The organism is bacterium (assembly GCA_030654305.1).
GTDB lineage: Bacteria > Krumholzibacteriota > Krumholzibacteriia > LZORAL124-64-63 > LZORAL124-64-63 > PNOJ01.
The window spans coordinates 1-22,527 of sequence record JAURXS010000150.1 but is presented as its reverse complement, the minus strand read 5'-3'; the positions used below and the strand labels follow the sequence as shown (position 1 = coordinate 22,527).

The 22,527-nt window shown below is 70.3% G+C and carries 22 protein-coding genes; 17 read left to right on the top strand and 5 right to left on the bottom strand.

Annotated elements, in window-relative coordinates:
• The first annotated feature begins 329 nt into the window (after positions 1–329).
• From Q7W29_04055 to Q7W29_04030, 6 genes are all read left to right on the top strand, one after another.
• Positions 330–1,805: a T9SS type A sorting domain-containing protein gene (locus Q7W29_04055; protein MDO9170987.1), complete on the top strand. Its 1,476-nt coding sequence runs from the start codon at positions 330–332 to the stop codon at positions 1,803–1,805.
• A gap of 25 nt (positions 1,806–1,830) precedes the next feature.
• Positions 1,831–2,775 carry a DUF4350 domain-containing protein gene (locus tag Q7W29_04050; GenBank protein MDO9170986.1) on the top strand — a complete coding sequence of 315 codons (945 nt, stop codon included), beginning with the start codon at positions 1,831–1,833 and terminating at the stop codon, positions 2,773–2,775.
• Between the two features lie 454 nt (positions 2,776–3,229).
• Positions 3,230–3,619, top strand: a complete 390-nt coding sequence (locus Q7W29_04045; protein MDO9170985.1) for a nuclear transport factor 2 family protein — start codon at positions 3,230–3,232, stop codon at positions 3,617–3,619.
• A gap of 130 nt (positions 3,620–3,749) precedes the next feature.
• Positions 3,750–4,436 carry a hypothetical protein gene (locus tag Q7W29_04040; protein MDO9170984.1) on the top strand — a complete coding sequence of 229 codons (687 nt, stop codon included), beginning with the start codon at positions 3,750–3,752 and terminating at the stop codon, positions 4,434–4,436.
• A 43-nt stretch (positions 4,437–4,479) separates the two neighbouring features.
• Positions 4,480–5,340, top strand: a complete 861-nt coding sequence (locus tag Q7W29_04035; protein ID MDO9170983.1) for a neutral zinc metallopeptidase — start codon at positions 4,480–4,482, stop codon at positions 5,338–5,340.
• A 66-nt stretch (positions 5,341–5,406) separates the two neighbouring features.
• Entirely contained in the window at positions 5,407–5,535 is a 129-nt protein-coding gene (locus tag Q7W29_04030; GenBank protein MDO9170982.1) for a hypothetical protein, read from the top strand.
• 95 nt (positions 5,536–5,630) lie between these two features.
• On the opposite strand, the gene Q7W29_04025 is transcribed toward Q7W29_04030, so the two are convergent.
• Complete coding sequence (locus Q7W29_04025; protein MDO9170981.1) at positions 5,631–7,427, bottom strand: T9SS type A sorting domain-containing protein; 1,797 nt, start codon at positions 7,425–7,427, stop codon at positions 5,631–5,633.
• 477 nt (positions 7,428–7,904) lie between these two features.
• Here Q7W29_04025 and Q7W29_04020 point away from each other — a divergent pair, with 477 nt between their 5' ends.
• The 9 genes from Q7W29_04020 (at position 7,905) to Q7W29_03980 (ending at position 16,898) form a co-directional block, all read left to right on the top strand.
• Positions 7,905–8,510 carry a hypothetical protein gene (locus Q7W29_04020; GenBank protein ID MDO9170980.1) on the top strand — a complete coding sequence of 202 codons (606 nt, stop codon included), beginning with the start codon at positions 7,905–7,907 and terminating at the stop codon, positions 8,508–8,510.
• 170 nt (positions 8,511–8,680) lie between these two features.
• Positions 8,681–9,118 (top strand): VOC family protein, encoded by a 438-nt coding sequence (locus Q7W29_04015; GenBank protein MDO9170979.1) that lies wholly within the window; start codon positions 8,681–8,683, stop codon positions 9,116–9,118.
• Between the two features lie 14 nt (positions 9,119–9,132).
• Positions 9,133–9,354, top strand: coding sequence for a PspC domain-containing protein (locus tag Q7W29_04010; protein ID MDO9170978.1), 222 nt, complete (start codon positions 9,133–9,135; stop codon positions 9,352–9,354).
• A gap of 83 nt (positions 9,355–9,437) precedes the next feature.
• Positions 9,438–10,136 (top strand): carboxypeptidase-like regulatory domain-containing protein, encoded by a 699-nt coding sequence (locus Q7W29_04005; protein MDO9170977.1) that lies wholly within the window; start codon positions 9,438–9,440, stop codon positions 10,134–10,136.
• Between the two features lie 183 nt (positions 10,137–10,319).
• A complete protein-coding gene (locus tag Q7W29_04000) occupies positions 10,320–10,928 on the top strand; it encodes a hypothetical protein (GenBank protein ID MDO9170976.1) in 609 nt (202 codons plus the stop codon).
• A gap of 106 nt (positions 10,929–11,034) precedes the next feature.
• On the top strand, positions 11,035–13,269 hold the full coding sequence (locus tag Q7W29_03995) for a molybdopterin-dependent oxidoreductase (protein ID MDO9170975.1): 2,235 nt from the start codon (positions 11,035–11,037) through the stop codon (positions 13,267–13,269).
• Positions 13,266–14,633, top strand: a complete 1,368-nt coding sequence (locus tag Q7W29_03990; GenBank protein ID MDO9170974.1) for an FAD binding domain-containing protein — start codon at positions 13,266–13,268, stop codon at positions 14,631–14,633. Before Q7W29_03995 ends, Q7W29_03990 begins: the two co-directional genes overlap by 4 nt.
• Positions 14,634–14,820: 187 nt before the next feature.
• Positions 14,821–15,201, top strand: a complete 381-nt coding sequence (locus Q7W29_03985) for a hypothetical protein (GenBank protein MDO9170973.1) — start codon at positions 14,821–14,823, stop codon at positions 15,199–15,201.
• Complete coding sequence (locus Q7W29_03980) at positions 15,198–16,898, top strand: NAD(P)-dependent oxidoreductase (GenBank protein MDO9170972.1); 1,701 nt, start codon at positions 15,198–15,200, stop codon at positions 16,896–16,898. The genes Q7W29_03985 and Q7W29_03980 overlap by 4 nt, the downstream gene beginning before the upstream one ends.
• A 10-nt stretch (positions 16,899–16,908) precedes the next feature.
• Here Q7W29_03980 and Q7W29_03975 read toward each other — a convergent pair whose 3' ends face one another.
• From Q7W29_03975 to Q7W29_03960, 4 genes are all read right to left on the bottom strand, one after another.
• Positions 16,909–17,871, bottom strand: coding sequence for a hypothetical protein (locus Q7W29_03975; GenBank protein MDO9170971.1), 963 nt, complete (start codon positions 17,869–17,871; stop codon positions 16,909–16,911).
• On the bottom strand, positions 17,868–18,467 hold the full coding sequence (locus Q7W29_03970; protein MDO9170970.1) for an acyltransferase: 600 nt from the start codon (positions 18,465–18,467) through the stop codon (positions 17,868–17,870). Before Q7W29_03970 ends, Q7W29_03975 begins: the two co-directional genes overlap by 4 nt.
• A gap of 260 nt (positions 18,468–18,727) precedes the next feature.
• Positions 18,728–20,143 carry a nucleoside-triphosphatase gene (locus tag Q7W29_03965; GenBank protein MDO9170969.1) on the bottom strand — a complete coding sequence of 472 codons (1,416 nt, stop codon included), beginning with the start codon at positions 20,141–20,143 and terminating at the stop codon, positions 18,728–18,730.
• Positions 20,144–20,156: 13 nt separating this feature from the next.
• Positions 20,157–20,504, bottom strand: coding sequence for a cupin domain-containing protein (locus Q7W29_03960; GenBank protein ID MDO9170968.1), 348 nt, complete (start codon positions 20,502–20,504; stop codon positions 20,157–20,159).
• Between the two features lie 160 nt (positions 20,505–20,664).
• Here Q7W29_03960 and Q7W29_03955 point away from each other — a divergent pair, with 160 nt between their 5' ends.
• Positions 20,665–22,086, top strand: coding sequence for an FAD-binding domain-containing protein (locus Q7W29_03955; GenBank protein ID MDO9170967.1), 1,422 nt, complete (start codon positions 20,665–20,667; stop codon positions 22,084–22,086).
• A 16-nt stretch (positions 22,087–22,102) separates the two neighbouring features.
• On the top strand, positions 22,103–22,527 hold a 425-nt coding region (locus Q7W29_03950; GenBank protein ID MDO9170966.1), incomplete at its 3' end, for a cation diffusion facilitator family transporter.

Sequence of the window (22,527 nt, the reverse complement as noted above, 5' to 3'; positions counted from 1 at the left end):
CGTGGTAAAGCCACAGCAGCCGTTCGACGACGCTGCGGACGGGCTTCATTCCGGCTTCTTCGACTGTTTCTCCTTCTTCAGCGCCTTCTTCTCCTTCGCTGTATGCTGCGGCTTCTTGCGGGTCTCGCGGTTGCCCTTGTCCTTGCTGCCCTTCTCTGCCATGACGTCGCCTCCGTGTGTCTTCGGTTGTCGGCGGGCCGCGGCCGGCCCGTCCCCACGCCGACAGAGTAGCAGATCCCGCGGCAGGCACAAACGCCAGATCCGGGGGGCGGTCGGTCGTGGTATCATCGGCCCGTGTCCGACCCGGGGCCGCTGCGGGAGGTGGGCGGATGACGATGCGATGGTGGGCGGTGCTGTGCGTGCTGGCCTGCGCGGCCGGTCCGGCCGGGGCCGAGTGGCTCGTGGAGGAGCTCGGCGACAACGAGACCGACGCCGACCGGCCGACGCTGGCGGTCTCGCCCGGCGACGCGGCGCTGGTCGCCTGGGAGGAGTACGCGGGCGGCGTCTGGACGAGGTTCGTCGACGCCCACGCGGGCGACGGGATCGACGAATACCCGACCGAGTGCCAGGGCAACGGGCACGATCCCGTCGCGGCCTGGACCTGGCGCGGGTTCCTGCTGGTCTGGATCAACGGCCAGAACATCCACTACCGTTACGGCGACGGTTCCGCCTGGGGCGACTCGCCGCAGACGATCGTCACGGGCCTGGACCTCTCCGACGTGACGCTGGACCTGCAGGGCTGCGCGGAGCCGGGCTGGAACGTCGGCTGGCTCGCGTACACCGTGCGGGCGGGCGCCGTCGGGCAGGACTGGTTCGTGCGCGTGCACAAGGGCGGCCACGACGCGCCGGCGATGGTGGCGAGCTGCGGGAACGAATGGGGTGCCGCGCAGGTCGCGTCGTTCCCGTCGCCGGACCCGCGCGCGTTGCAGCCCGTGCCGCGCTATTACTTCATCCCGGAGTTCGCGCGGCTCGCCCAGCTCACCGGCCTGGACGAGGGCGGCTGGGAGCCGGCCGCGCCGCTGCCGCACCTGTGGTACGGGTCGGTCTTCGACGTGCGCGGCCGCGACGACGGCAGCCAGTGCCTGCTCGCGTTGGAACCGCAGCCCACGTGCCCCTGCAATACGGTCGTGTTCAGCGAGCAGAACGCGCTGGGCGTCTGGTCGGGCACGTTCTCGATCATGACGTCGCACGACTTCAACGACTGGCCGCATTCGCCGCGCATCGCCTGGGGCGCCGGCGACGAGATCCACGCCTTCTGGGTCCAGCCCTCCTACGGCTACGACTTCGAGCCCGGCCGCACCGACCTCGAGTACCACCACCGCGTCGGCGGCGCGTGGCAGGACGGGAGCGCGATCTTCGATGCGCACGAGCGGCGCAGCCTGGGTCTGCACGTCGCGCTGGAGGTGACGGCGCAGGGCGAGCCGCTGTTCGCCTGGACGCGGCAGGACACGCTGGAAACCGGGCCGCAGCCGCGGCGGGTGTGGCTGGCGCGGCCGCAGTCGATGGTGGGCGCACCGGCGACCGTCGTCGGCGGGCTCGAACTGGCTGCCTGGCCCAACCCCGGGCGCTCGCGGATCGCGCTCGCGGGTTCGGCGCCGCTGGGGGGAACGGCCACGCTCGCGGTGTACGACCTCGCAGGACGGCAAGTGGCGACGCCCGTGATGTCGGCCGACGGCCCCGATCACTTCGCCGCGACCTGGGACGGGCGCGATTCGGCGGGGCGTGACGCGCCGGCGGGCGTGTACCTGATGAGGCTGTCGGCGGCGGGCGGAGCGGTCACGCGGCGGGTGGTGCTGGCGCGGTGAGGCCGATCACCGTGAGGAGAGCGAGTTGACCCGCAGGCTGCTTCGCCTGCTGGCGGCGCTGGCGCTGGCCGCCGGCGTACCCGGCTGTTCGTCCGGCGACAAGGTCGATGTGGACTTCGACACGCGCGCGGCGAGACCCGCGTACGAGGCCGGCGGTCCCCTGACGCTGTTCGATGAGGCCCACCACAACTGGCACCGCGCGCGCAAGAGCTACCGCCCGTTCGTCGAACTGATCGAGTCCGACGGCTACCGCGTCGAACGGAACACGCGGAAGATCACCACCGACGGGCTCGCTCCGGCGTCCGTGCTGGTCGTGGTCAACGCGGTCGGCACGAACGACCGCAACGACGATCCCGCTTTCGACGACGCGGAGTGCGACGCCATCCAGGAATGGGTCCGTGCCGGCGGGGCCCTGCTGCTCGTCACCGACCACTATCCTACCGGTCACGCCGCCGCATGTTTAGCGGACCGATTCGGGGTGAAGCTGAGCCGGGGGCAGATCGAGGATCCGGTCCACTTCGACCCGGCCTACGAATCGACCCATCTGGTCTTCTCGCGGGAGAACGCCGGGCTCGTCGCGCACCCCATCGTCGAGGGCCGGGAAGCCGCGGAACGGGTCGGCCGCGTCCTGACCTTCACCGGCGAGGCGGTGTTCGCCGAGCCGCCCGCGGCCGGGTTCCTGCGACTTTCGCCCGACGCGGTGGCCCGCCCGCCGGAGGCGACCGTCGAGAAGCGGGGCGACGACGTGATCGTCAGCGTCACGTACGGGGAGCCCGCCGCGGTCCCGGGGTGGTCGCAGGGGCTGGCGCTCGAATACGGCAACGGGCGCGTGGTCGTGCTCGGGGAGGCCGCCATGCACTCGGCGCAGTTCAGCGGCTACGACGGCAGGCCGATCGGCATGAATGTTCCGGGCTACGACAATCGGCAACTCGCGCTGAACATCATGCACTGGCTGACGAAGGTGATCTGATGGCTTTCCGCACCCCCGACCGGCTACCGCAATGCGCGGCTCCGGTTCGGGCAGAGGATCGCGGGGCTCGACCCGTATGTCAGCGACGTCCATGCGACTGGTGCCTCCCGAACTGCTCGGACGGCTCTCCGAGGAGCACGGCTTTCGCGAGGCCTGGGCGCGGACCGTCTCGGCTGCTGATCACAAGTCGTTCAGGGTTCAGGCGGTTACCTGCGAGTCCGCGACACCCTGCCCCCAGGTCCGCCGACACGACCGTCACGGTGTCGGGCAATAATAAGACTGATATCGTATGATATCCTTCGTTTCACTGCCCTCACGGTTGGGCGGTGTCGGGCTACTTTGACCTGACCCACCGCATCGACTGTTCGAGGTGATGCACGACGACCGACCCCACCCGAACGGCAACGTCATCGGCTGGCGACGCCGCTTCCGTTGCGGTTCTCAAGGAGTATCCATGGTGGACAACCTCGCCGCGATCCGCGGCGCCTACGAGGCTTTCTCCCGCGGGGACGTGCCGGCGGTGCTGGCGGTGCTGGCGCACGACGTGAGCTGGACCGAAGCCGAGGGCTTCCCCTACGGGGGAACGTACGTGGGCCCGGAGGCGGTGCTCCAGGGCGTGTTCATGAAGCTCGGCACCGAGTGGGACGGGTTCGCGGCGGTTCCCCGCGAGTTCGTGGCCGACGGCGACACCGTCGTTGCACTGGGAACCTACAGCGGCAAGTTCAAGGCCACCGGCAAGAACTTCGCGGCGCCTTTCGCGCACGTCTGGCAGTTCCGGGACGGTAAGGTCGCGAGGTTCCGACAGTACACCGATACCGCGGTGGTCCGGGCCGCGCTGCAGTAGTCACGAGAGTCACGCCATCGCCAGGCCTCAACCTGCGCATCCGTCGTTGAGTTGCCGCGCCGTGCGGGCTATCATGTGGTGACCCATCCACGTGCCGATCGTGCTTCGCTACTTGATCGACGAGGACGGTGTGAACATGCGCTACGCATCGTGGCTGTGGTGCTTGCTGCTCGCGACACTGCCGGCGGGATGCGACGACGACGACCCGGCTATCGGCGACTGGCACCCGACCCCGCCCTCGCCTGCGGTCGCCGACTGGGTCGCCCAGGAGCCGTTCGATCCGCTCCAGTATACCCACCTCCTCACGGACTACAGCGGATGCGAGTTCTTCGTCTGCGCCTATGGCGAAGGGCTCGACTGTCCCAGCGGCTGCTTCTATAGCCGCGCGATCGGCGTCAGATGCGGCGAGCGCATCGGTTGGCTGGGTTTTTTTGACTATCACGGCTACGTCGCGGATGCCGGGCGGTCCTACGACATCCTGGAATCGGATGCCACCCTCTTCGACGTCGACACCTGGTTCGACCTCTACGACGTGGACCGGTATGCGTGCCTCAGAATCCTGTTGCCGGCGCTGGCGCGGGATGAACAGACCAGCCGCAGCGCCCTGCTCGCCATCTCTGCATTGCTTTCTACGCACACCTCGGTCCAGATCGGCGAGGACCTGCTTGGCAACCCGGCGGTTGCCACGGATCGGGAGATCCTGACGATCCTCGCCGCACTGCCGGCCGTGAACGGGGACCTCTACGCAGCGGTTAGGGCACGGGCCCAGGAGCTTCTTGACGGGCTCGGGGAAGAAGAGGCGTCGCCGGCGCTCTGACGCCGGCTCGCCGGCTGGATGGTACTCGCAACAGGGAGGCGCCATGCGCTGGCAGGGACGTCGCGGCAGCGGCAACGTGGAGGACCGCCGGGGTATCGGCGGGGGGATGATGGTCGGCGGCGGGCTCGGGGGCGTCGGCATCATCGTCGTGATCGTGTACATGCTGCTGGGGGGTGACCCGAGCGCGCTGCTGGAGCAAACGTCGACGGGGCCGGACGGCTCCACCGGGACGGAACAGGCCGGCGTGCCCGTCGACGCTTCTTCGGACGAGGGGGCGCGGTTCGTCTCGGTGGTGCTGGCGGACACCGAGGACGTCTGGCGCGAGCTGTTCTCGCAGATGGGGCGCACGTACGAGGAGCCGCGGCTGGTCCTGTTCAACGACGCGGTGAGCTCGCGGTGCGGGTATGCGGGCGCGGCGGTGGGGCCGTTCTACTGCACGGCCGACCGGACCGTCTACATCGACCTGAGCTTCTACGAACTGCTGCAGCAGCGGTTCGGGGCGGCGGGGGACTTCGCCCAGGCGTACGTGATCGCGCACGAGGTGGGGCACCACGTGCAGAACCTGCTGGGACTCACCGATCAGGTCGACGCGCAGCGTGGTCGGGTGGACGAGCGGGAGATGAACGCGCTGTCGGTGAAGCTGGAGCTGCAGGCCGATTTCCTGGCGGGGGTTTGGGCGCATCACGCGGAGCGGCGGTTCGCGATCCTCGAGGCCGGGGACATCGAGGAGGCGCTGTCGGCGGCCAACGCGATCGGGGACGACAACATCCAACGCCAGACGCAGGGTCGGGTGGTGCCGGACAGCTTCACGCACGGGAGCGGGGAGCAGAGGGAGCACTGGTTCAGGCTGGGGTTCGAGACGGGAGATGTGGAGCGGGGGGATACGTTCGCGGCAGATCTCTAGTCCGATTGGGAGGTGGACCTGTCACCGGTTGGCGTATCGTGACTGGATCAAGAGAGGATGTTGATCATGAGCAAACTTCTACGCGGCGTGGCGGCGGGATGGGGAGCCAAGAAACTCGGCGGCGGCTGCTTCGGAACCGTCGTCGTCTTCCTGGTGCTCTGGTGGTTATTGGGGAATTTCGACATTTTCAAGTAGCGTCGTGGCTTCTCTCCGATCTCAGGAGAAGGCCCCGGCCGATGCCGGCCGGGGCCCAAAGACTGGCGCGCTCTCCGTTGACTAGCCGTTCCATGTCATTTCAAGAGGATCATCTTCCGCGTCGCCGAATCCGCACCCGCCCGGAGGCGGTAGTAGTAGACGCCCGACCCCAGGTTGGTGCCCCGGTCGTCACGGCCGTCCCAGAGCAGCGAGTTGGCTCCGGTGGAGCCCACCCCGTCGAAGCCGGCCACCCTGCGGCCGGCGACGTCGTAGATCTCCAATTCGTAGATGCCCGCAGCGGGCAGGTCGAAGCGGATCTCCGTCCGGGCGTTGAAGGGGTTCGGCGCGTTGGGGTGGAGATCCAACCGTCTCCCGGAGACGACGCCCCCGTCGGGGGCGCCGGTGCTACCGCCCCCGTCCCAGTAGATGTCGTCCAGGGCGAACATGCAAGCCGTGCCGTTCTCCTCGAGGATGACGAATTCGTAGCTCAGCAGGCGCAGGTCGATGGCCGTTCCTCTGAGGTCGCTGACGGGGATCGAGGCCTGTCCCCAGTCGCCGTTGCGCACCAGCCCGTAGGTCGTCTGGTTCGCCGGGAAGCGGACGTAGTACTGATTGCCCCAGGTGTCGATGACCCCGATCTTGAAGGTGACGTTCGCGGGGATCTTGATGCGGAACTTCAGGTGCCCGTCGCCGAAACCGAACAGGTTCACCGGCTGCATGGACATGATGCCGGCTCCGAACCAGCCGCTGCCCGCGGTCTGCCAGGTGAGGACGTTGTCGCCCTCGTAAGGGGCGAGGGAGCCGTTGGTCAGGGTGCCCTCCCATACGTAGATCTCCGCGGAGACGCCCGGCACCAGTTCGTCATCGGTGGGCGTTTCGTCGGTATAGATCCCGAACGTCCCGGTCTCCTGGGGCGGAGGTCCCAGGCTGACTTCGCCCCGGCCATTCCATTCGTACAGCCGGATGTAATCGACGTACATTTCGGCCGGGAACGGCATCGAGACCGGAAGACCGCTGCCGGGGTCGCCGAGATGGTAGGCATCGGTGAAGGCCCCGCCGACGGCCAGGTTCGCGATCAGGTAGAAGGGTGCCTGGAATTCGGCGGATGCGCTGTCGATGGTGAACGGGGACGTGTACAGGTCGTGCTCCACGCCGTCGTCGACGACGGTCATGCGCAGGCTGGTCTCGTCCCAGTACAGCCGGTAGACCAGGAAGCGCTCGACGAGCGGATTCGCATAGGAGTAATACGGACGGCAGAAATCGTCGTCCGGGTCCCAGGAGAGGCTGGCCGCCCCGGATGGATTCGCCGGCGTGACGGCGGCGGCCGAGTAGTAGATGGCGTTGGCCGCCACGGACTGATTGACCGTGGCATTGTTCAGCCCGTTGCCGCCGTTGTGCGTGTCGTGCAGATCCCTGAAAGCCTGCTTGGATCCCATCTCCATCATGTCGATCTCGCCGCAACGGGGCCAGGCATAGTTGGCCGATCCCAGCAGCCAGACCGCGGGCCAGCCGCCCAGATCGATGTCCGGGATGCGCACCCTGCACTCGATCATGCCGTACTTGACGGTCACGAACGACTTGCTGACGACCTTTCCCGACGTGTAGGACAGGGGATTGCCCCACTGATCGACGATGCCGGGCCCGCTCTCCTGCCTGGCGGTGATGCGCAGGGCCGTGTTCCCGGCTTCCCCTGGAACCGGCGCGATCCCGACATTCTCCTGCTTGTAGAATTCCAGCTCGCCGTTGCCCCAGCCCCAATAACCGTTCCCGGTGATGGTGAGCCAGTCGTCCAGGTCGTTGAAATTCTCTTCCCAGAGCAGGTCGCCGACCTGGGCCAGAGCGGGGCTGCAGACGAAGAACAGGATCGCCAGCGTCAGGTGGAGCTTCTTCACGGTGATTCTCCCAATTCCATTGCGGACTGAAGAAGGCGGGGTCGCAGCCCGTGCTGGTCGCCACACGCGGTTCCGGACGGGCCAAGTCATGAACGGGATCATACGCTTTGTTCGGTATCAGAACAATCAAGAAAGCTCGCCGTCATGGGGCTCTTCGAAGAGAGGAGCATCATGCCGGTCTGTGGAACTCCGTGGACGCAAGCCTTGCGATGTTCATAAGATACATTAATAAAACAAGTTATGAAAATACTGGTTTTGTGCGTCGGGCTGGAAAAAGAGATTGTACGGTTTCCGAACATAGTGTAAAGTGGTCCTGAGTCGGTCTGGTCGCCTCGATCCGATCTTCATGGCCCGCAGCGGGCATGTCATCACGGATCGAACTGAGAGCGACATGGCGCCGGACTCGAGGATCTTCGCGCGATGTGGTAAGGGACTATTGAAAGGGGAATCGTCATGAAACTTGTGAAATCCATTCTGGTGACCGGCAGCATCCTGTCGGTGCTGGCACTTCCCATGGCTGGTGGAGTGGGTGTTGCGTTGGCCGAAAACCTCCTGTCGAATCCCGGCTTCGAGACCGGCGACCTGACGGGTTGGCTGGTGTTCGGGCAGAGCCCCAGCTCCGTCGTCACCGTCCTGGCCGGTGACAACGGCCCGTCGGCGACCGGGACGCACAACGCGTTCCTGGACAATCAGGCAGAGGCCCTGGCGCTGGTGCTCAAGCAGTCCACTCCGGCCGGCAGCGGGATTCCGGGGCCGGTCCTCTACTCGTTCGACCTGAAGCTCGACCAGGCCGACGTCGGCGGCGTGCTCTTCGTCAACATCTTCGCCGAGCAGGCGAACGGCGGCGTCATCGGCGGCTCCGGCCTGATGGGGCCCTTCTGGCCGTGGAACGCGTGGACCACGTACAGCGGTTCGTTCCAGGCCCCGGCCAACACGGATTTCCTGACGATCCAGATCGAGGCCGTCACGGGCGCGAACGTCGACAGCAGCTGCCGCGTCCACGCGGACAACGTGGTCCTGGACCAGGGCACGGTTCCTGCGGATGAGATGAGCTGGAGCGGCATCAAGACCTTGTATCGCTGATTTGAAGCGACTTCCGTCAAGGCCGTCTTCCTTTGGGGAGGCGGCCTTTTTCATTCCCGCGGGCGACGCCGGCGGATTGACGGCGGGCGGCCGGACCGATACGGTGCGAGAGCCAATTCGATCGAAATCCGGGAGCTCATCGTGCAGCGCTAGCAGAGGCGGTGGCTATCGTGAGCGGCGCGTCCAGGGCCCACTTCATCCTCTACGTCCGCGACCAGGAGGCCGCCCGCGCCTTCTACGAGAGCGTGCTGGGTGCGCCGCCGACGCTGCACGCGCCCGGGATGACGGAATTCGAGATCGGTGCGGGGGCGATCCTGGGACTGATGCCCGAACGCGGGATCACCAGGTTGCTGGACCTGCCGTCGGGGGAGATGCCCTGCGGCGGGATCCGCGGCGAGGTGTACCTGGTGGCGGCCTCGCCCGAGTCGTACCACCGGCGGGCGCTGGCGGCCGGCGCGAGGGAATTGAGCGCCATGGCGCCGCGCGACTGGGGGCACCGGGCGGCCTACAGTCTGGATCCCGACGGGTACGTGCTGGCGTTCGCGGAGCCGGTGGCGGCGGGCGGAACGAACGAGGGCGATTTGACGGGCTGCTCCGAGTATTCTTGAAAAGGGATGGGGCCATGGCGCGACGTGTTCTGAAAAAGTCGGCCGACAGAGTCCTGGTCGGCGTCTGCGGCGGCATCGCCGAGTACTTCGGGTGGCAGACGCGACCGGTGCGGGTTGTCTTCATCTTCATGGCGGTGGCCGGCGGGGCGGGCTTGGCCGTCTACCTCGTCCTCGCCGTACTGATGCCGCCAGCGGACAGCGGCGATTTCCGGCTCGACGACTACCGGAAGCAGTAGTCTGCGGCAGGGCGGAAGAACACGTGCCGACGCCGTCGCGCGGCGCGGCTTCGTCCAGGTGTCGGGTGTCAGGAGGGGTCGCGATGAAGATGCCGGCAACCTGCATGCTGCTCGCGCTCGCCGCCGTCTCCTTCTCCGGTTGCGGAGGGCCCGACGAAGAACCCGTGGCCGACCACCTGTGGCATGCCGAGTTCCGGGTCGACAACTCCAGCGACCTGGATCTCCGGGTCGGATTGGCGGGCCCGGTATTCGGAGGGCATACGGAGGCATCCGCGGCTGTTCCCGCGCACACGGACGTCACGTTGCCGATGCCGGAAGCGATCTTCTGGCGGCCGGAGCTGGCGGAGTGCGTCTGGTGCGTTTCGGTGCGTCAAGAGCCTGGCGGCGGCTTGTTGCGGCAGATCTGTCCGCCGACGGACGGGGACTGGGAAACCGAGGAAACAGGCGAGTACGCGCGGCGGTTCACGTTGCGATTGGATGCTGCCGACCTTGAAGCGGACTCGGCCGCGTGCCCGGTCTTGAACGGTCGCGTCGTCGACGGGCTGTCCGGCGAGGGTCTCGCGGAGGTGAGTGTCCGGTTGGAGTCGGGTGCGGGCGCCGCCGCCGCCACCGACGGGAACGGCGACTACACCCTCTATCTGAGGGCCGACCTGCCGGAGGGTTACCTGTATTTTACAAAAACCGGATACCGGCAGGTGAGCGCGGAAGTCATGAGCGGATTGACCGCCGAAGGGGACTCGCGGTTCTCGCTGCTGACGACCCTGCAGCGCGCGGTGCCGTGACGTCCCGGGATCGGGATGGGGACTTCAAGGTCGTTCACCAGGCGCCCGCGCCGGCGGCCCCTTATCAGCATCCCGGAAAGATGGTAGGATCAAGGCCGGAGCGTGCCGCGGTGGCCGCGAACCGCGGACGGCCGTTGTCGAATCGTGTGTTCCATGTCATGGCTCCAACAGAGGATGCCGATCATGCGTCGATGGAAGATGGCCGCTCTGCGCGTCTCGTGTCCCGTATTGTTCGTGATGACCTGCTTCGCCGGCCCCGCCGCCGCGATCGACGTCCCGCTGACGGGACTGGCCGGCGGCTACGAGTACAGCACGACGATGCTGCCGGATTTCGGCTACCCGACGAGCCGGTCGTTCGATTTCGCGATCCCCGACGACGTGGCGTCCATCGAGCAGTTGACCGCGGTGATCTCCGGCCAGTGGGTCGCCGGCGAGGCGATGTGCGACATCGAGGATCCGTTCGCCACCCCGCTGATCCCCGAGTTGACCCTGGAACTCTCCTCGGACGCGTTCCCGGGCGACTTCTTCTTCACGGGATTCAGGCTCGTGGAAGGGCAGATCACGGACCTGACGGCGTCGTTCCTGTCGTGCTGCCCGATAGGTGTGATGGGCTACGACCGGCTGCTCGGCGCCGACCTGCACGTGCGGCTGGGCGTCAGCATCGGCTTGGTCGGCATGTGCTGGCCGACGATCGACACCTACGGCGTGCTGGACGATGTGCGGCTCGTGCTGACCGGGACCGTCCCCGCGGAGCGCTACGACTGGGGCGGCATCAAGGCGCTATATCGGTAAGGCGATTGGGGCGGGCCGCGTCCCGACTGGACCGAAGCCGGTCTCCGGTGCTAAGTTGTCGCTCCGATCCGCGCTTCGACCGCCATCCGGCCCCGGGAGCCGACCCATGCCCGCACCCAGCGACCACCGCAGCGTCGGCGCTCCCGTCCCCCGCCTGGACGCCTGGGGCAAGGTGACCGGCGCCACCCGGTTCCTGCCGGACGAGCCACATCCCGACGCCTGGCTCGGCGCCGCCGTCCGCTCGCCGCTCCCGCACGCGCGCCTGGTCTCGGTCACGAAGACCGCGGCGTTCCCGGCACAGGCCTTGTTGCTGGCCGCCGCGGACCTGCCCTGCGCCAACCTGGTGGCGATGGTCCGCGAGGATCTGCCGCTGCTCGCCGCCGAAGAGATCCGCTTCGCCACCCAGCCCGTCGCGCTGGTCGCCGCCCCCGACCGCGACACCCTGAAGGCCGCCCTGGCCGCCGTCGCCGTCGAACTCGAGGAGCTGCCGGCCGTCCTGGACCTCGACGCCGCCTTGCGCGGCGAGGGCCCGGTCTGGGGCGCGGACAACATCGTCGCCGAGTACCGCATCGACCGCGGCGACCCCGATGCCGTCTTCGCCGACGCCGCGACGGTCGTCGAGGGCACCTACTACACCGGCTACCAGGAGCACATGTACCTCGAGCCGCAGGGAATCGTCGCGACCCCGCGCCCCGACGGCGGCGTCGAGATCCTCGGCTCCCTGCAGTGTCCCTACTACATCCACAGCGCGATGAAGCGCGCCCTGGGCCTCGACGGCGACCGCATCGTGGTGCGGCAGTCGCCCACCGGCGGCGCCTTCGGGGGCAAGGAGGACTACCCGTCCATCCTGGCCCTGCAGGCCGCCGTGCTGGCCATGCGCTGCGGGCATCCGGTGTCGATGATCTACGAGCGGCGCGAGGACGTCGCCTGCACGACCAAGCGGCACCCGTCGCGCACGCGCTACCGCTCGGCCTTCGACGGGGAAGGCAGGCTGCTGGCCGTCGACATCGATCTGGTGCTCGACGCCGGCGCCTACACGACCTTGAGCCCCGTGGTCCTGTCGCGCGGCGTGCTGCACGTGGCCGGCCCCTACCGCATCCCGCACGCGCGCATCCGCGGCCGCACCGTGGCCACGCACACCCCGCCCAACGGGGCCTTCCGCGGCTTCGGCGTGCCGCAGGCCGCGTTCGCCTGCGAGCGGCAGATGGACCGCGCGGCGCGCCGGCTCGGGCTGGATCCCGCCGAGCTGCGCCGGCGCAACCTGGTGCGCGACGGGGACACCTTCGTCTTCGGGCAGACGCTGCGGCCGGGCATGGCCGCGGCCGACCTGGTGCTCGAGCGCGCGCTGGAGCGCTCCGGCTACGCGCAGCGCAAGCGCGAGGCGCGCGAAGGCAACGAGCGGGGCGGCGCCCTGCGCCGCGGCGTGGGCGTGACCCTCTGCCTGCACGGCGGCGGCTTCACCGGCGACGGCGAGGACCGCATCAAGGGCCGGGCGGCGGTGCGTCTCGACCCCGACGGCGCCGTGACCCTGCTGGTCAGCAGCGTCGAGATGGGACAGGGCGCGGCCACCGTGCTGCCGCAGATCGCGGCCGAGGCCCTCGGGGTGCCCGTCGCGCGGATCCGCTTCCACCAGCCCGACACCTCGGCCGTGCCCGACTCGGGGCCGACGGTGGCGTCGCGCACCACGATGGTCGTCGGGCGCATCCTGGTCGCGGCCTGCCGGGAACTCATGGACAAGGCCCGCGCCTTCGCCGGCGACAAGTGCGCCGACCCGCTCGCGGCCGCCGCCCACGCCGGCCTGTCGGCGACCGCGACCTACGAGCCGGATCCCGACATCGCGTGGGACCAGGCCCACCACCACGGCGACGCCTACCAGGGCTGGTCCTGGGCGGCGGCCGTGGCCGAGGTCGAGGTCGACGTCGACACCATGGAGGTGCGGCCGGTCAAGCTGACCCACGTCGTGGAGATCGGTCGCGCCGTCAACCCCGTGCTCTGCGTCGGGCAGGTCGAGGGCGGCACGCTGCAGGGCCTGGCCTGGGGCCACCTCGAGGAGATGAAGCTCAAGGACGGCCGCTACCTGAACGACCGCATGTCCACCTACATCATCCCCACGAGCCTCGACGCCCCCGACTTCGACGTGGAGCTGGCGGAGCTGCCCAGCCCGCGCGGCCCCTTCGGGGCCAAGGGCCTGGGCGAGCTGCCGATGAACGCCGGCGCGCCGGCGCTGGCCGCTGCGATCGAGGACGCGCTCACGCTGTCCGGGGGACAGGGCGTCGAGGTGTTCGAGGCCCCGGTCACGCCCGAGATCCTGCTGCGACGCTGGCGGGAGGTGCGCCGATGAAGATCGCGATGTGGGTCAACGGCGTGCATCGCGACCTCGAGGTCCCGCCGCTCAAGCGCCTGCTGGACGTGCTGCGCGAGGACCTGGGCCTGGTCGGCGCCAAGGAGGGCTGCGGGGAGGGGGAGTGCGGCGCCTGCGCCGTGATCCTCGACGGCCGGCTGGTCAACAGCTGCCTGCTGCCCGCCTACCGCGCCCACGGCCGGGTCGTGCGCACGGTCGAGGGGCTGGGCACGCAGGAGCGCCCCGACCCGGTGCAGGCCGCGTTCGTCGCCGAGGGCGCCGTGCAGTGCGGCTACTGCATCCCCGGGCTGGTGATGGCCTCGCGCGCGCTGCTGGACGATGAAGCCCGGCCGTCGCGCCCGCGCATTCGCGAGGCGCTGGCCGGCAACCTCTGCCGCTGCACCGGCTACGAGCGGGTGGTGCGCGCCGTCGAACTGGCCGCGCGGACGCCGCGGCGCGCCTGCGGGGACGAGCCCGCGGCCGGTCCCTGGTCGCCGCCGCAGGCTTCGCCCGGCGACGACGTGGCCGTGCACCTGCCGACGACGCTGCGCGAGGCGTGCGGACTGCTGGCGCGCGGCGGCGTCACCGTCGTGGGCGGCGCCACCGACCTGGGCGTGCTGCTGCACGAGGAGATCGTCTCGCCCGCGGCCCTGCTCGACCTGAGCCGCGTGGACGAGGTGAACGGCGTGCGCCGCGAGGGCGGCGCCCTGGTGATCGGCGCCGCGACACCCTACGTCGACCTGCTGCGCGACCCCGACGTCGCGCGCGACCTGCCCTGCCTGCGCGAGGCGGTGCGCACCGTGGGCGCGCCCGCCATCCAGAGCCTCGGCACCCTGGGCGGCAACCTCGTGAACGGCTCGCCCGGCGCCGACGCCGTGCCGCCGCTGTTGGCGCTGGGCGCGCGCGTGCGGCTGGTCTCGACCGCGGGCGTGCGCGAGGTCGCGGCCGACGCCTTCTTCACCGGCTACCGCGCGACCGTGCGCCGCGCCGACGAGCTGGTGGCCGCGGTCGTGGTGCCGGTCCCCGTCGCGGGCACTTGCCAGTCGTTCCGCAAGGCGGGCACGCGCCGGGCCCAGGCCATCGCCAAGGTGAACCTGGCCGCCTGCGCGCGGGTCGAGGACGGCGCGCTGCGCGAGGTGCGGCTGGCGGCCGGCAGCGTGGGGCCGACGGTCGTCCTGCTCCGCGAGGCGATGGCGATCCTGGAGGGCGGGCGGGTCGCCGACCTCGAACGCCTGGCCAGGGAGGCGGCCGCCGCGGCGCGGGACGAGGTGACGCCGATCGACGACGTGCGGTCGACGGAAGGGTACCGGCGCGAGGTGACCGGGAACCTGGTGGCGCGGTTCGTGACGTCGCTATCGAGCTGAAGACAAAGCGACTCGAACGTTAGTCTGCGTTCGCTATTCATATCGCCTAACTTATTATCCGCTATCGAATTGACTCTGCAGGCGCCGCGATGCAAGTTGATGCCGACAGGAGGGCCGCGGCATGTCGGCAGGTTCCTCGGAGGTCGGCTCCCCACTCGGGGGCGGTGGTGCGAAGTCCGCCGCGTCGATGACGTGCTTCCTGTCCTGCGTCGCCCTGCACTCCCTGGTCACCGGCCTCATCCTGATCGCGCAACCGGACGCGCTGATGGACCGGGCGGGCTGGGGCGGGATGCGATCGCCCTTCTTCCCCGCGCAGGGCGGCGTGTTCCACGTGCTGATGGTCGCGCTCTACGGCCGCGCGGCCTGGAGGGTACGGGAACGTTCGCTGCTGGTCCCGTACATCGTCTTCGTCAAGGTCACGGCGGCCGTTTTCCTGCTGTCGTACTACTGCTTCGTGGAACAGATCCCGCTGATCCTCGCCTCGGGCCTGTTCGACGGCGGCATCGCCGCCGTCCTGGCGTTCGCGCGCCGGCCGGGCCGCCCCCCCGCGGCGAGGAGGATCCGATGACGGTCGAGAGCAAGCAGGCCATGGACATGCGGTTGCCGGGCATCCTGGTGACCGGCGCGTCCGGTTTCGTCGGCCGCCACTTCCTGGAGGCGGCGAACGGCAAGTTCCGTCTGTTCTGCCTCGCACGCCGCTCCCAATTCGAGGCGGGCGTGCCGCACCTGGAGAACCAGCGCTGGACGCAGGTCGACATCGCCCACCGCGACGCGCTGCTGGATGTCGCCCGCTGCATCGAGGAGCACGGGGGCGCCGACCACGTGCTGCACCTCGCGGGGTACTACGATTTCACCTACCGGGATCATCTCGAGTACGAACGGACCAACGTCGTCGGGACGCAGAACGTGCTCGACCTCGCCGAGGCGATCGGCGCCCGTCACTTCATCTACAGCAGTTCGCTCGCGGCCTGCCGGTTCCCCGCCGCGGGGGCGAGCCTCACCGAGGACAGCGAGCCGGACGCGGACTTCCCCTACGCCCGCAGCAAGCGCGACGCGGAACGGCTCATCCGCGACCATCCCGGGGGCTTCCGGCGCAGCATCCTGCGCCTGGCCGCGATCTACAGCGACTGGTGCGAGTACCCGCCGGTGTACGCCTTCCTGCACACCTGGCTCTCCGACGACTGGAACTCGCGTTTTCTCGGCGGCCGGGGGAAAAGCGCCGTGCCGTACCTGCACATCCACGACCTGACCGCGCTGCTGCTGCGGGTCGCGGAGGTGGCGGAGGACCTGCCGCCGTGTTCCGTCTTCAACGCCAGCCCGTCGCACGCGACGTCGCACCAGGATCTCTACTGCGCGGCCACGCGGTTCCTGCACGGCCTGGAGTGCCGCCCCGTCCACGTCCCGCGCGCGCTCGCCTACCCGGCCGTGGCGCTGCGGCAGTATGCCCTCGATCTGCTCGGGCGGCCGCCCTTCGAGCGCACCTGGATGATGCGCTACATCGACAGGGAGCTGCGGGTCGACGCGTCGCGGACGCAGGCGCAGCTCGGCTGGGCGCCCACGCCGCGGTACGACCTGAAGCGCCGGCTGCTGATCCTGGTCGAGAACATGAAGTCCCACCCCGAGCTGTGGCGGCTGCGGAACGAGGCGGCGATCGTCCACGCCGCGCGGCGGCCCAACCTCGTCATGTTCAGCCACCTGCGGCAGGCGCGGGAACGGATCGTCCTGGACGTGACCGCCGCGATCCGCCGCGAGCAGCGCGACCGCGACTTCCGGGACTACGGGCGCATGACGGAGGCGTCGCTCCAGGCCTACGTCACCCTGTTCTTCGAGGTGCTGGTGGGGGCGATGCGCACGCGCGACCGCACGCTGGTGCGGACCTACGCGCGGCTCCTGGCCTACCACCGCCGGCGGCAGGGCTTCGCCTTCGAGCACGTGTGCGTCGCCGTCAACGCCTTCCGGGGCGTCATCCGCGGCAGCCTGGTCGGGATCGGGGATCCCGACGTCACGCCGGCGCTCGTCAACGAGTACGTGGACCTCAGCCTGCAGCTCGCGCTCGACGAGATCGAGGAGACGTACGCGCAGCTCGAGGCCAGGGGCGTCGGGCAGGACGACCGCGCCGGCGACGTCGACCTCCTGGCCAACGACCTCGAGATGGTGCGGCTGGTCGAGGAACTGCACGACGTCTGCCGCGAGGGCTGGGACGTCGACAGCCTCTTCTGCGAGAGGGCGCCGGACGGCGCCCACGGGGAGCCCGCGGGGGTCTGAACGGCCGCCGCTAGCCGGCTCCGGCGACCTGCATCAGCGGCGAACCGGCGGCGCCTTGCGGTGCTCCCGCCTCACGCCGCCATCCCGGATAGTGCTCGTCCATCAGTTCCCCGCAGATCTCCTCGAACGTCGCGTGCTCCTCCTCGGACCAGCGGTCGGTCTGGGAGGAGACCTGTCCCGCGTTGGCGGTCGGCAGGGGTCGGCCGCCCGGCGGCAGCCCGAGGGCGGCCAGCAGTGCGGCCCGCGTCGCCGGCGAGGCGGTCAGGTCCTCGAGGCGGAAGGTGTGCGTGGCGACGCGCTCGAGGTTGCGGTTGGCGTGGACCCAGAACCGGCACGACTGCGCGAAGGCGTCGCCGGGGAAGACCGGCTTCACGCGGTTCCAGGGGCCTTCCTTCACGTACCAGCCGCGGTTGAGGCCCGACTGGACGACGCGGCGGCCGTCGCGGATCAGGCGGACGACCGCGCCGGCTTCGATGGCGTCGGGCAGCAGGGAGAAGTGCGGAGCGCACTCGATCTCGTGCGTGAAGCCCGCGATGATCGCCCGCACGTCCTCGACGCGGCCGGCCGCGATCATCGGCAGCAGGTAGTGCCAGAGCGATTCGTGACGGGCGCGCAGGGCGCCGCCGTCGAGGTCGGTCCGCCCGTCGAGCCAGCGCGCGACCGACTGCGTCCCGCAGCGGCCCGAACCCGTGATCAGCCCGCGCAGGCGACGGGTCTTGGGGCGGGCCTGCAGGACGACCGGTCGCTTCACCAGGCGGCGCAGCGGGTGGACGTGATGCACCGACACGGTCACGTCCGCCCAGGCCGGCAGGCCGACGACGTCCAGGATGTCCTGCCCGGCGGGGAACCGCAGGGAGCGCGCCGCCAGCCCCGGGGCCGAGACGCTCACCAGCCGCTCGCGCTCCCACTGCGGGTCCGCCTTGAACAGCCGCAGGCCGCCGTCGCGCGTGATGATGTCGTAGCTCTCGGTCATGCTCCCACCGCCTCCATCAGGCTCTCGACCTCGGCCCGCGCCGCCGTACCGGGGACGTCGCGCCGGCCCACGACGCGCGCCGGGTAGCCGGCCAGGATCGAGAACGGCGGGTAGGCCTTCTTCGCCAACACGCTGCGCGCGGCCACGACGCAACCCTCGGGCAGGTCGACGCCGGGCATCACGAAGACGTCGGCGCCCAGCCAGCAACCGCGCCCGATCGTCACCGGATCGTATTCGAAACCCTGGTCCTGGATCGCCTTTCGCAGGTCGGCGAAGCGGTGGTTGACGGTCCAGATCTTCACGCCGGGGCCGAGGATCGTGTCGTCGCCCAGACGCAGGCCGCCGCTGGCCTGCAGGAAGCAGCCGACGCCGATCTCGACGCGGTCGCCGCAGCGGATCTTGTGCACGCCGCGGTAGCGGACGCCCTCGTGGATGATGATGCCCCGGCCGGCGGCGAGGAAGCGCCGCGGCACGTGCTGGTTGCGCCAGATGAAACCGAGGGTGCCGGGGGTGCGCATCCAGACGGCGTTGAGCAGGTTGAAGCGGCCGATGTCGTCGCGCCAGTCCCAGCGCAACCGCTTGAAGGCTTCGAACACGCCGGTCCTCCCGGGTCTGGAAGTGTCGCCGGGAGAACAGGGCGCGGTCCTCTGGGTTGTTCGTAAGGGTGCTGGACCGTGCCCATGTCTCCACAGCGTGAGGTGTGGTGCCGGGCCGGGGTGGGGGTCGGGCTTGGTGGTCCTCGGGGGGGCCGCTGCCTGGACCCGGAGCTTCCGACGGCTCAGCTCACGGGAACATGATAGAGAGGTCGTGTGAGGGGGGGATGACGGCGGCGTGAAAACTCGATGAATCCCCGCGTTCAGCCGCGGTGACGCTCGCGCCCGCGCAGCGCCTTCTCCAGGGCCACGGCGGGGCCCCAGTGGCCGCGCCGGCGCAGCCAGGCGGCCAGGCGGCGAGGTTCGAAGGAGCGGGCCGCGGTGAAGATGAGGAAGCCCAGGGTGACGGCGCGCACGCCCATCCAGGCGGCGTCGCTCCAGGACGCGCCGGCGGCCAGGACCACCGCGGCGATGACCAGCAGCGGCAGCCAGAAGGCGGGACGCGACAGGTCGCGCAGGCCGCTGAGCACGGCCTGGCGGCGCGTCGGGGGCGGGGCGTCGGGGTCGCGCAGGCCCTCGAGCCGGCGGGACATGAGTTCCTGGAAGCGGCGCGGCAGCGAACGGCGGCGCCAGGTGACCAGGGTGGCGGCGCTGGCGACGGCGCCCCACAGCACGATCCAGCCGGCGATGACCGCGCCCAGCGCCGGCGCGCCCACGTGCCAGTGGTGCGCGACCCAGCCGGTCAGCGCATCGTAGGCGCGCAGCAGGTGTTCGCCCACCAGCAGCCACTGCAGCATGATGCCCTGCGACGCGGCCCAGACGCCGATCAGGAAGCCGCCCAGCCCCACGCCGAGCGCGTTCCAACCCAGCACCGTGACCGAGCCTCCGTAGAGCAGGCCCTGCATCGAGATCGCGAGCATCGGCCGCAGGCGGCTGCCCGCCGGCGACAGCGCCTTGAGCCCCGCGGCGATCAGCGGCACCCAGACCACGCGCCCGCGCCGGCCCAGGCCGGAGCCGGCCAGCGTCATCACCGAGGACTGCAGGCTGGACATCAGCAGGCCGCGCAGCGGGATCTTCATGCCGTGCAGCGCCGAGCCCAGGCTCATCTCCAGGCCGCCCGCGCCGGCGCCGTAGCCGCCGACGCGCATCCAGTCGCGGTGCTCGCGGCACGCGCTGCGCAGCTTCTCCCAGGCGTCGGGGTCCCCGGCGTCGATCACGAGGTCGAAGGGGCGGCCCAGGCGCTGCTTGACGGCGTCGAGCACGTCGGTGCGCACGGAGATCACCACGACCTCGGGCTCGGCCGCCGCCAGGTCGGGCCACAGGGCCAGGTGGCCCTCGCCGCGGGCCTCGAGCAGGCCGAACTCGTCGAGCACGACCAGGGGGCGGGGCGCCTCGTCGCGCAGGCCCGTCGCCCAGACGCGGGCGGCGTTCAGGGTGTCGGCGCAGAAGACGTAGGCGGGTCGCCCGGGGCCGGAGCGCTCGGCGAAGGGCATGACGCGCCCGTCGGCGACCCACTCCAGCTCGTAGCCCGCGGCGCCGAGCAGGGGGTTGGCGCGGCGCACGGCGCGGGCCAGGAAGCCGTCCGGGGCGAGGCCCTGCGCGCGCGACCAGGCGGCGAGCGTGGCCAGCAGGGTGGTCTTGCCCGAGCCGACGGGACCGGTGACGGCGATCAGCAGCATGCCCGTCCCGTCGTCATTCGTACTGCCGGGGCACGGCGCAGACGAAGACGAAGGGCTCGTCGCCCGCGTTGCGGAACTGGTGCGTCTCGTGCGGGGAGACGAAGGCGAAGTCGCCGGGCGCCAGCGGGTGGACCGCGCCGGCGGCGTCGCGCAGCTCGCCGTGCCCGCTGATGACGTAGTTCAGGTGCTCCGAGGGGTGGCTGTGGCAGGGCGTGTGGCCGCCCTTCTCCACGGTGAACACGCGCAGCGAGAAGTTGGGCACGCCGTCGGCCGAGCCCATGACGAGCTGCTTGGTGGCGCCGAGCACGCCGTCCATCGTCACGGTCTCGCGCGGCACGTCGGCGAGGTTCTTGATCTTCAAGGCGAGGCTCCCGGGTTCGGGGATCTGCGGACCAGGTGGGGAATCTAACGCCGCGGGGCGCGTCTGTCACCCGCCCGCCGCGATCCGGGCTGGCGGCGGCGGGAATGAGAGGCTAGTGTCGATCCAACCCGCGCCCGCGAAGAACGAGGTGATCCGCCGCATGCGACCCCTGGTCTGGTTCCGCAGCGACCTGCGGACCACCGACAATTCCGCCCTGCACACCGCCTGCGCCGCCGCCGAAGGGCCCGTCGCCGCCCTGTTCCTGGTCTGCGCCGACCAGTGGCGCGAGCACGACTGGGGCCGGCCGCGCGTGGACTTCCTGCAGCGGTCGGTGGCGCGGCTGGGCGCGGACCTGGCGGCGCTGGACATCCCGCTGCTGGTGCGCGCGGCGGGAAGCTTCGGCGCGGCGCCCGCGGCCGTGGTCGCCGCCGCGCGGGGCGCGGGCTGCGACGCGGTCTTCTGCAACGCGGAGCCCGAGTGGAACGAGCTGCAGCGCGACCTCGCCGCCGCGCAGGCCTGCGCCGACGCCGGCCTGGCCTGGCACCTCCACGACGACCAGACCGTGCTGCCGCCGACGTCGCTCGCCACCCGCCAGGGCGGGACCTACACGGTGTACACGCCCTACTGGAACAACTGGCGCCTCAGCCTGCTGCGCGCCGGCGTGCCCGAGCCGGCGCCGGCCCCGTCCCGACGCCCGTCGCGCGCGGTGGAGCCCGAGCCGGGCCCGTCGGACTGGGGCGCCTTCGACGGATCCGCCGTGCCGCCGTCGCGCTGGCCCGCCGGGGAGCGCACGGCCCGGCGCCGGCTGGACGAGTTCGTGTCCGGGCCGATCAACCTCTACCACGAGCGGCGCAACCAGGCCGAACTCGCCGGAGGCACCAGCGAGCTGTCGCCGTACCTGGCCGTCGGCGCGGTCTCGGCGCGGCAGTGCCTGTCCGCGGTCCTGAGTCGCAACGGCGGCCTCCTGGACACGCTCGGGATGGGACCGGCGGTCTGGGTGAAGGAACTGGTCTGGCGCGAGTTCTACCGGCACGTGATGACGGGTTACCCGCGGGTGGCCCGCGGGCGCGCGTTCAAGATCGGGACCGAGCGGCTGGCGTGGCGCTGCGACGACGACGAGCTGGCGGCCTGGCAGCAGGGGCGCACCGGGTACCCCTACGTCGACGCGGGCCTGCGGCAGCTCGCGGCCGAAGGCTGGATGCACAACCGCCTGCGCATGATCACGGCGATGTTCCTGACCAAGCACCTGCTGCACGATTGGCGCGAGGGCGAGCAGTGGTTCGCGCGGTCGCTGGTCGACGTCGACCTGGCCAGCAACAACGGCGGCTGGCAGTGGTGCGCCTCGACGGGCACCGACGCCTCGCCGTATTTCCGCGTCTTCAACCCCGCGACCCAGGGGCGCCGCCACGACCCGGACGGCGCGTACGTGCGTCGCTGGGTGCCGGAGCTGGCGGCCCTGGGCGCGCGCGAGATCCACGACCCGTCGCCCGCCGCCCGCCGCCGCTGCGGCTACCCGGATCCGATCGTGGACCACGCCGTGGCCCGCCACCGCGTGATGGCGGCGTTCCGCGGCCTGAAGTGAGGGGGAGGGAGCGGTCATGGAAGGGCACGACAGGGACGTGGCCGTCCGCGAGAAGCAGGACGCCGCCGGCAAGTCGGTGGTCGCGGCGGTGGCGCTCACCGGCCTGAAGCTCGCCGTCGGCCTGATGACCGGCAGCCTCGGCATCCTCGCCGAGGCCCTGCACTCGGCCCTGGACCTCGTGGCCGCGGTGGTGACCTACTTCGCGGTGCGCGTGTCGGACCGGCCCGCCGACCGCGAGCACCACTACGGGCACGGCAAGGTCGAGAACCTCTCTGCCCTGTTCGAGACCCTCCTGCTGATGGTTACCTGCATCTGGATCGTCTACGAGGCCGTGCAGCGGCTGTTCTTCAGGAAGGTGGAGATCGAGGCTTCCTGGTGGGCCTTCGGCGTGATGCTGTTCTCGATCGTCGTGGACGTGAACCGCTCGCGCATGCTGCAGCG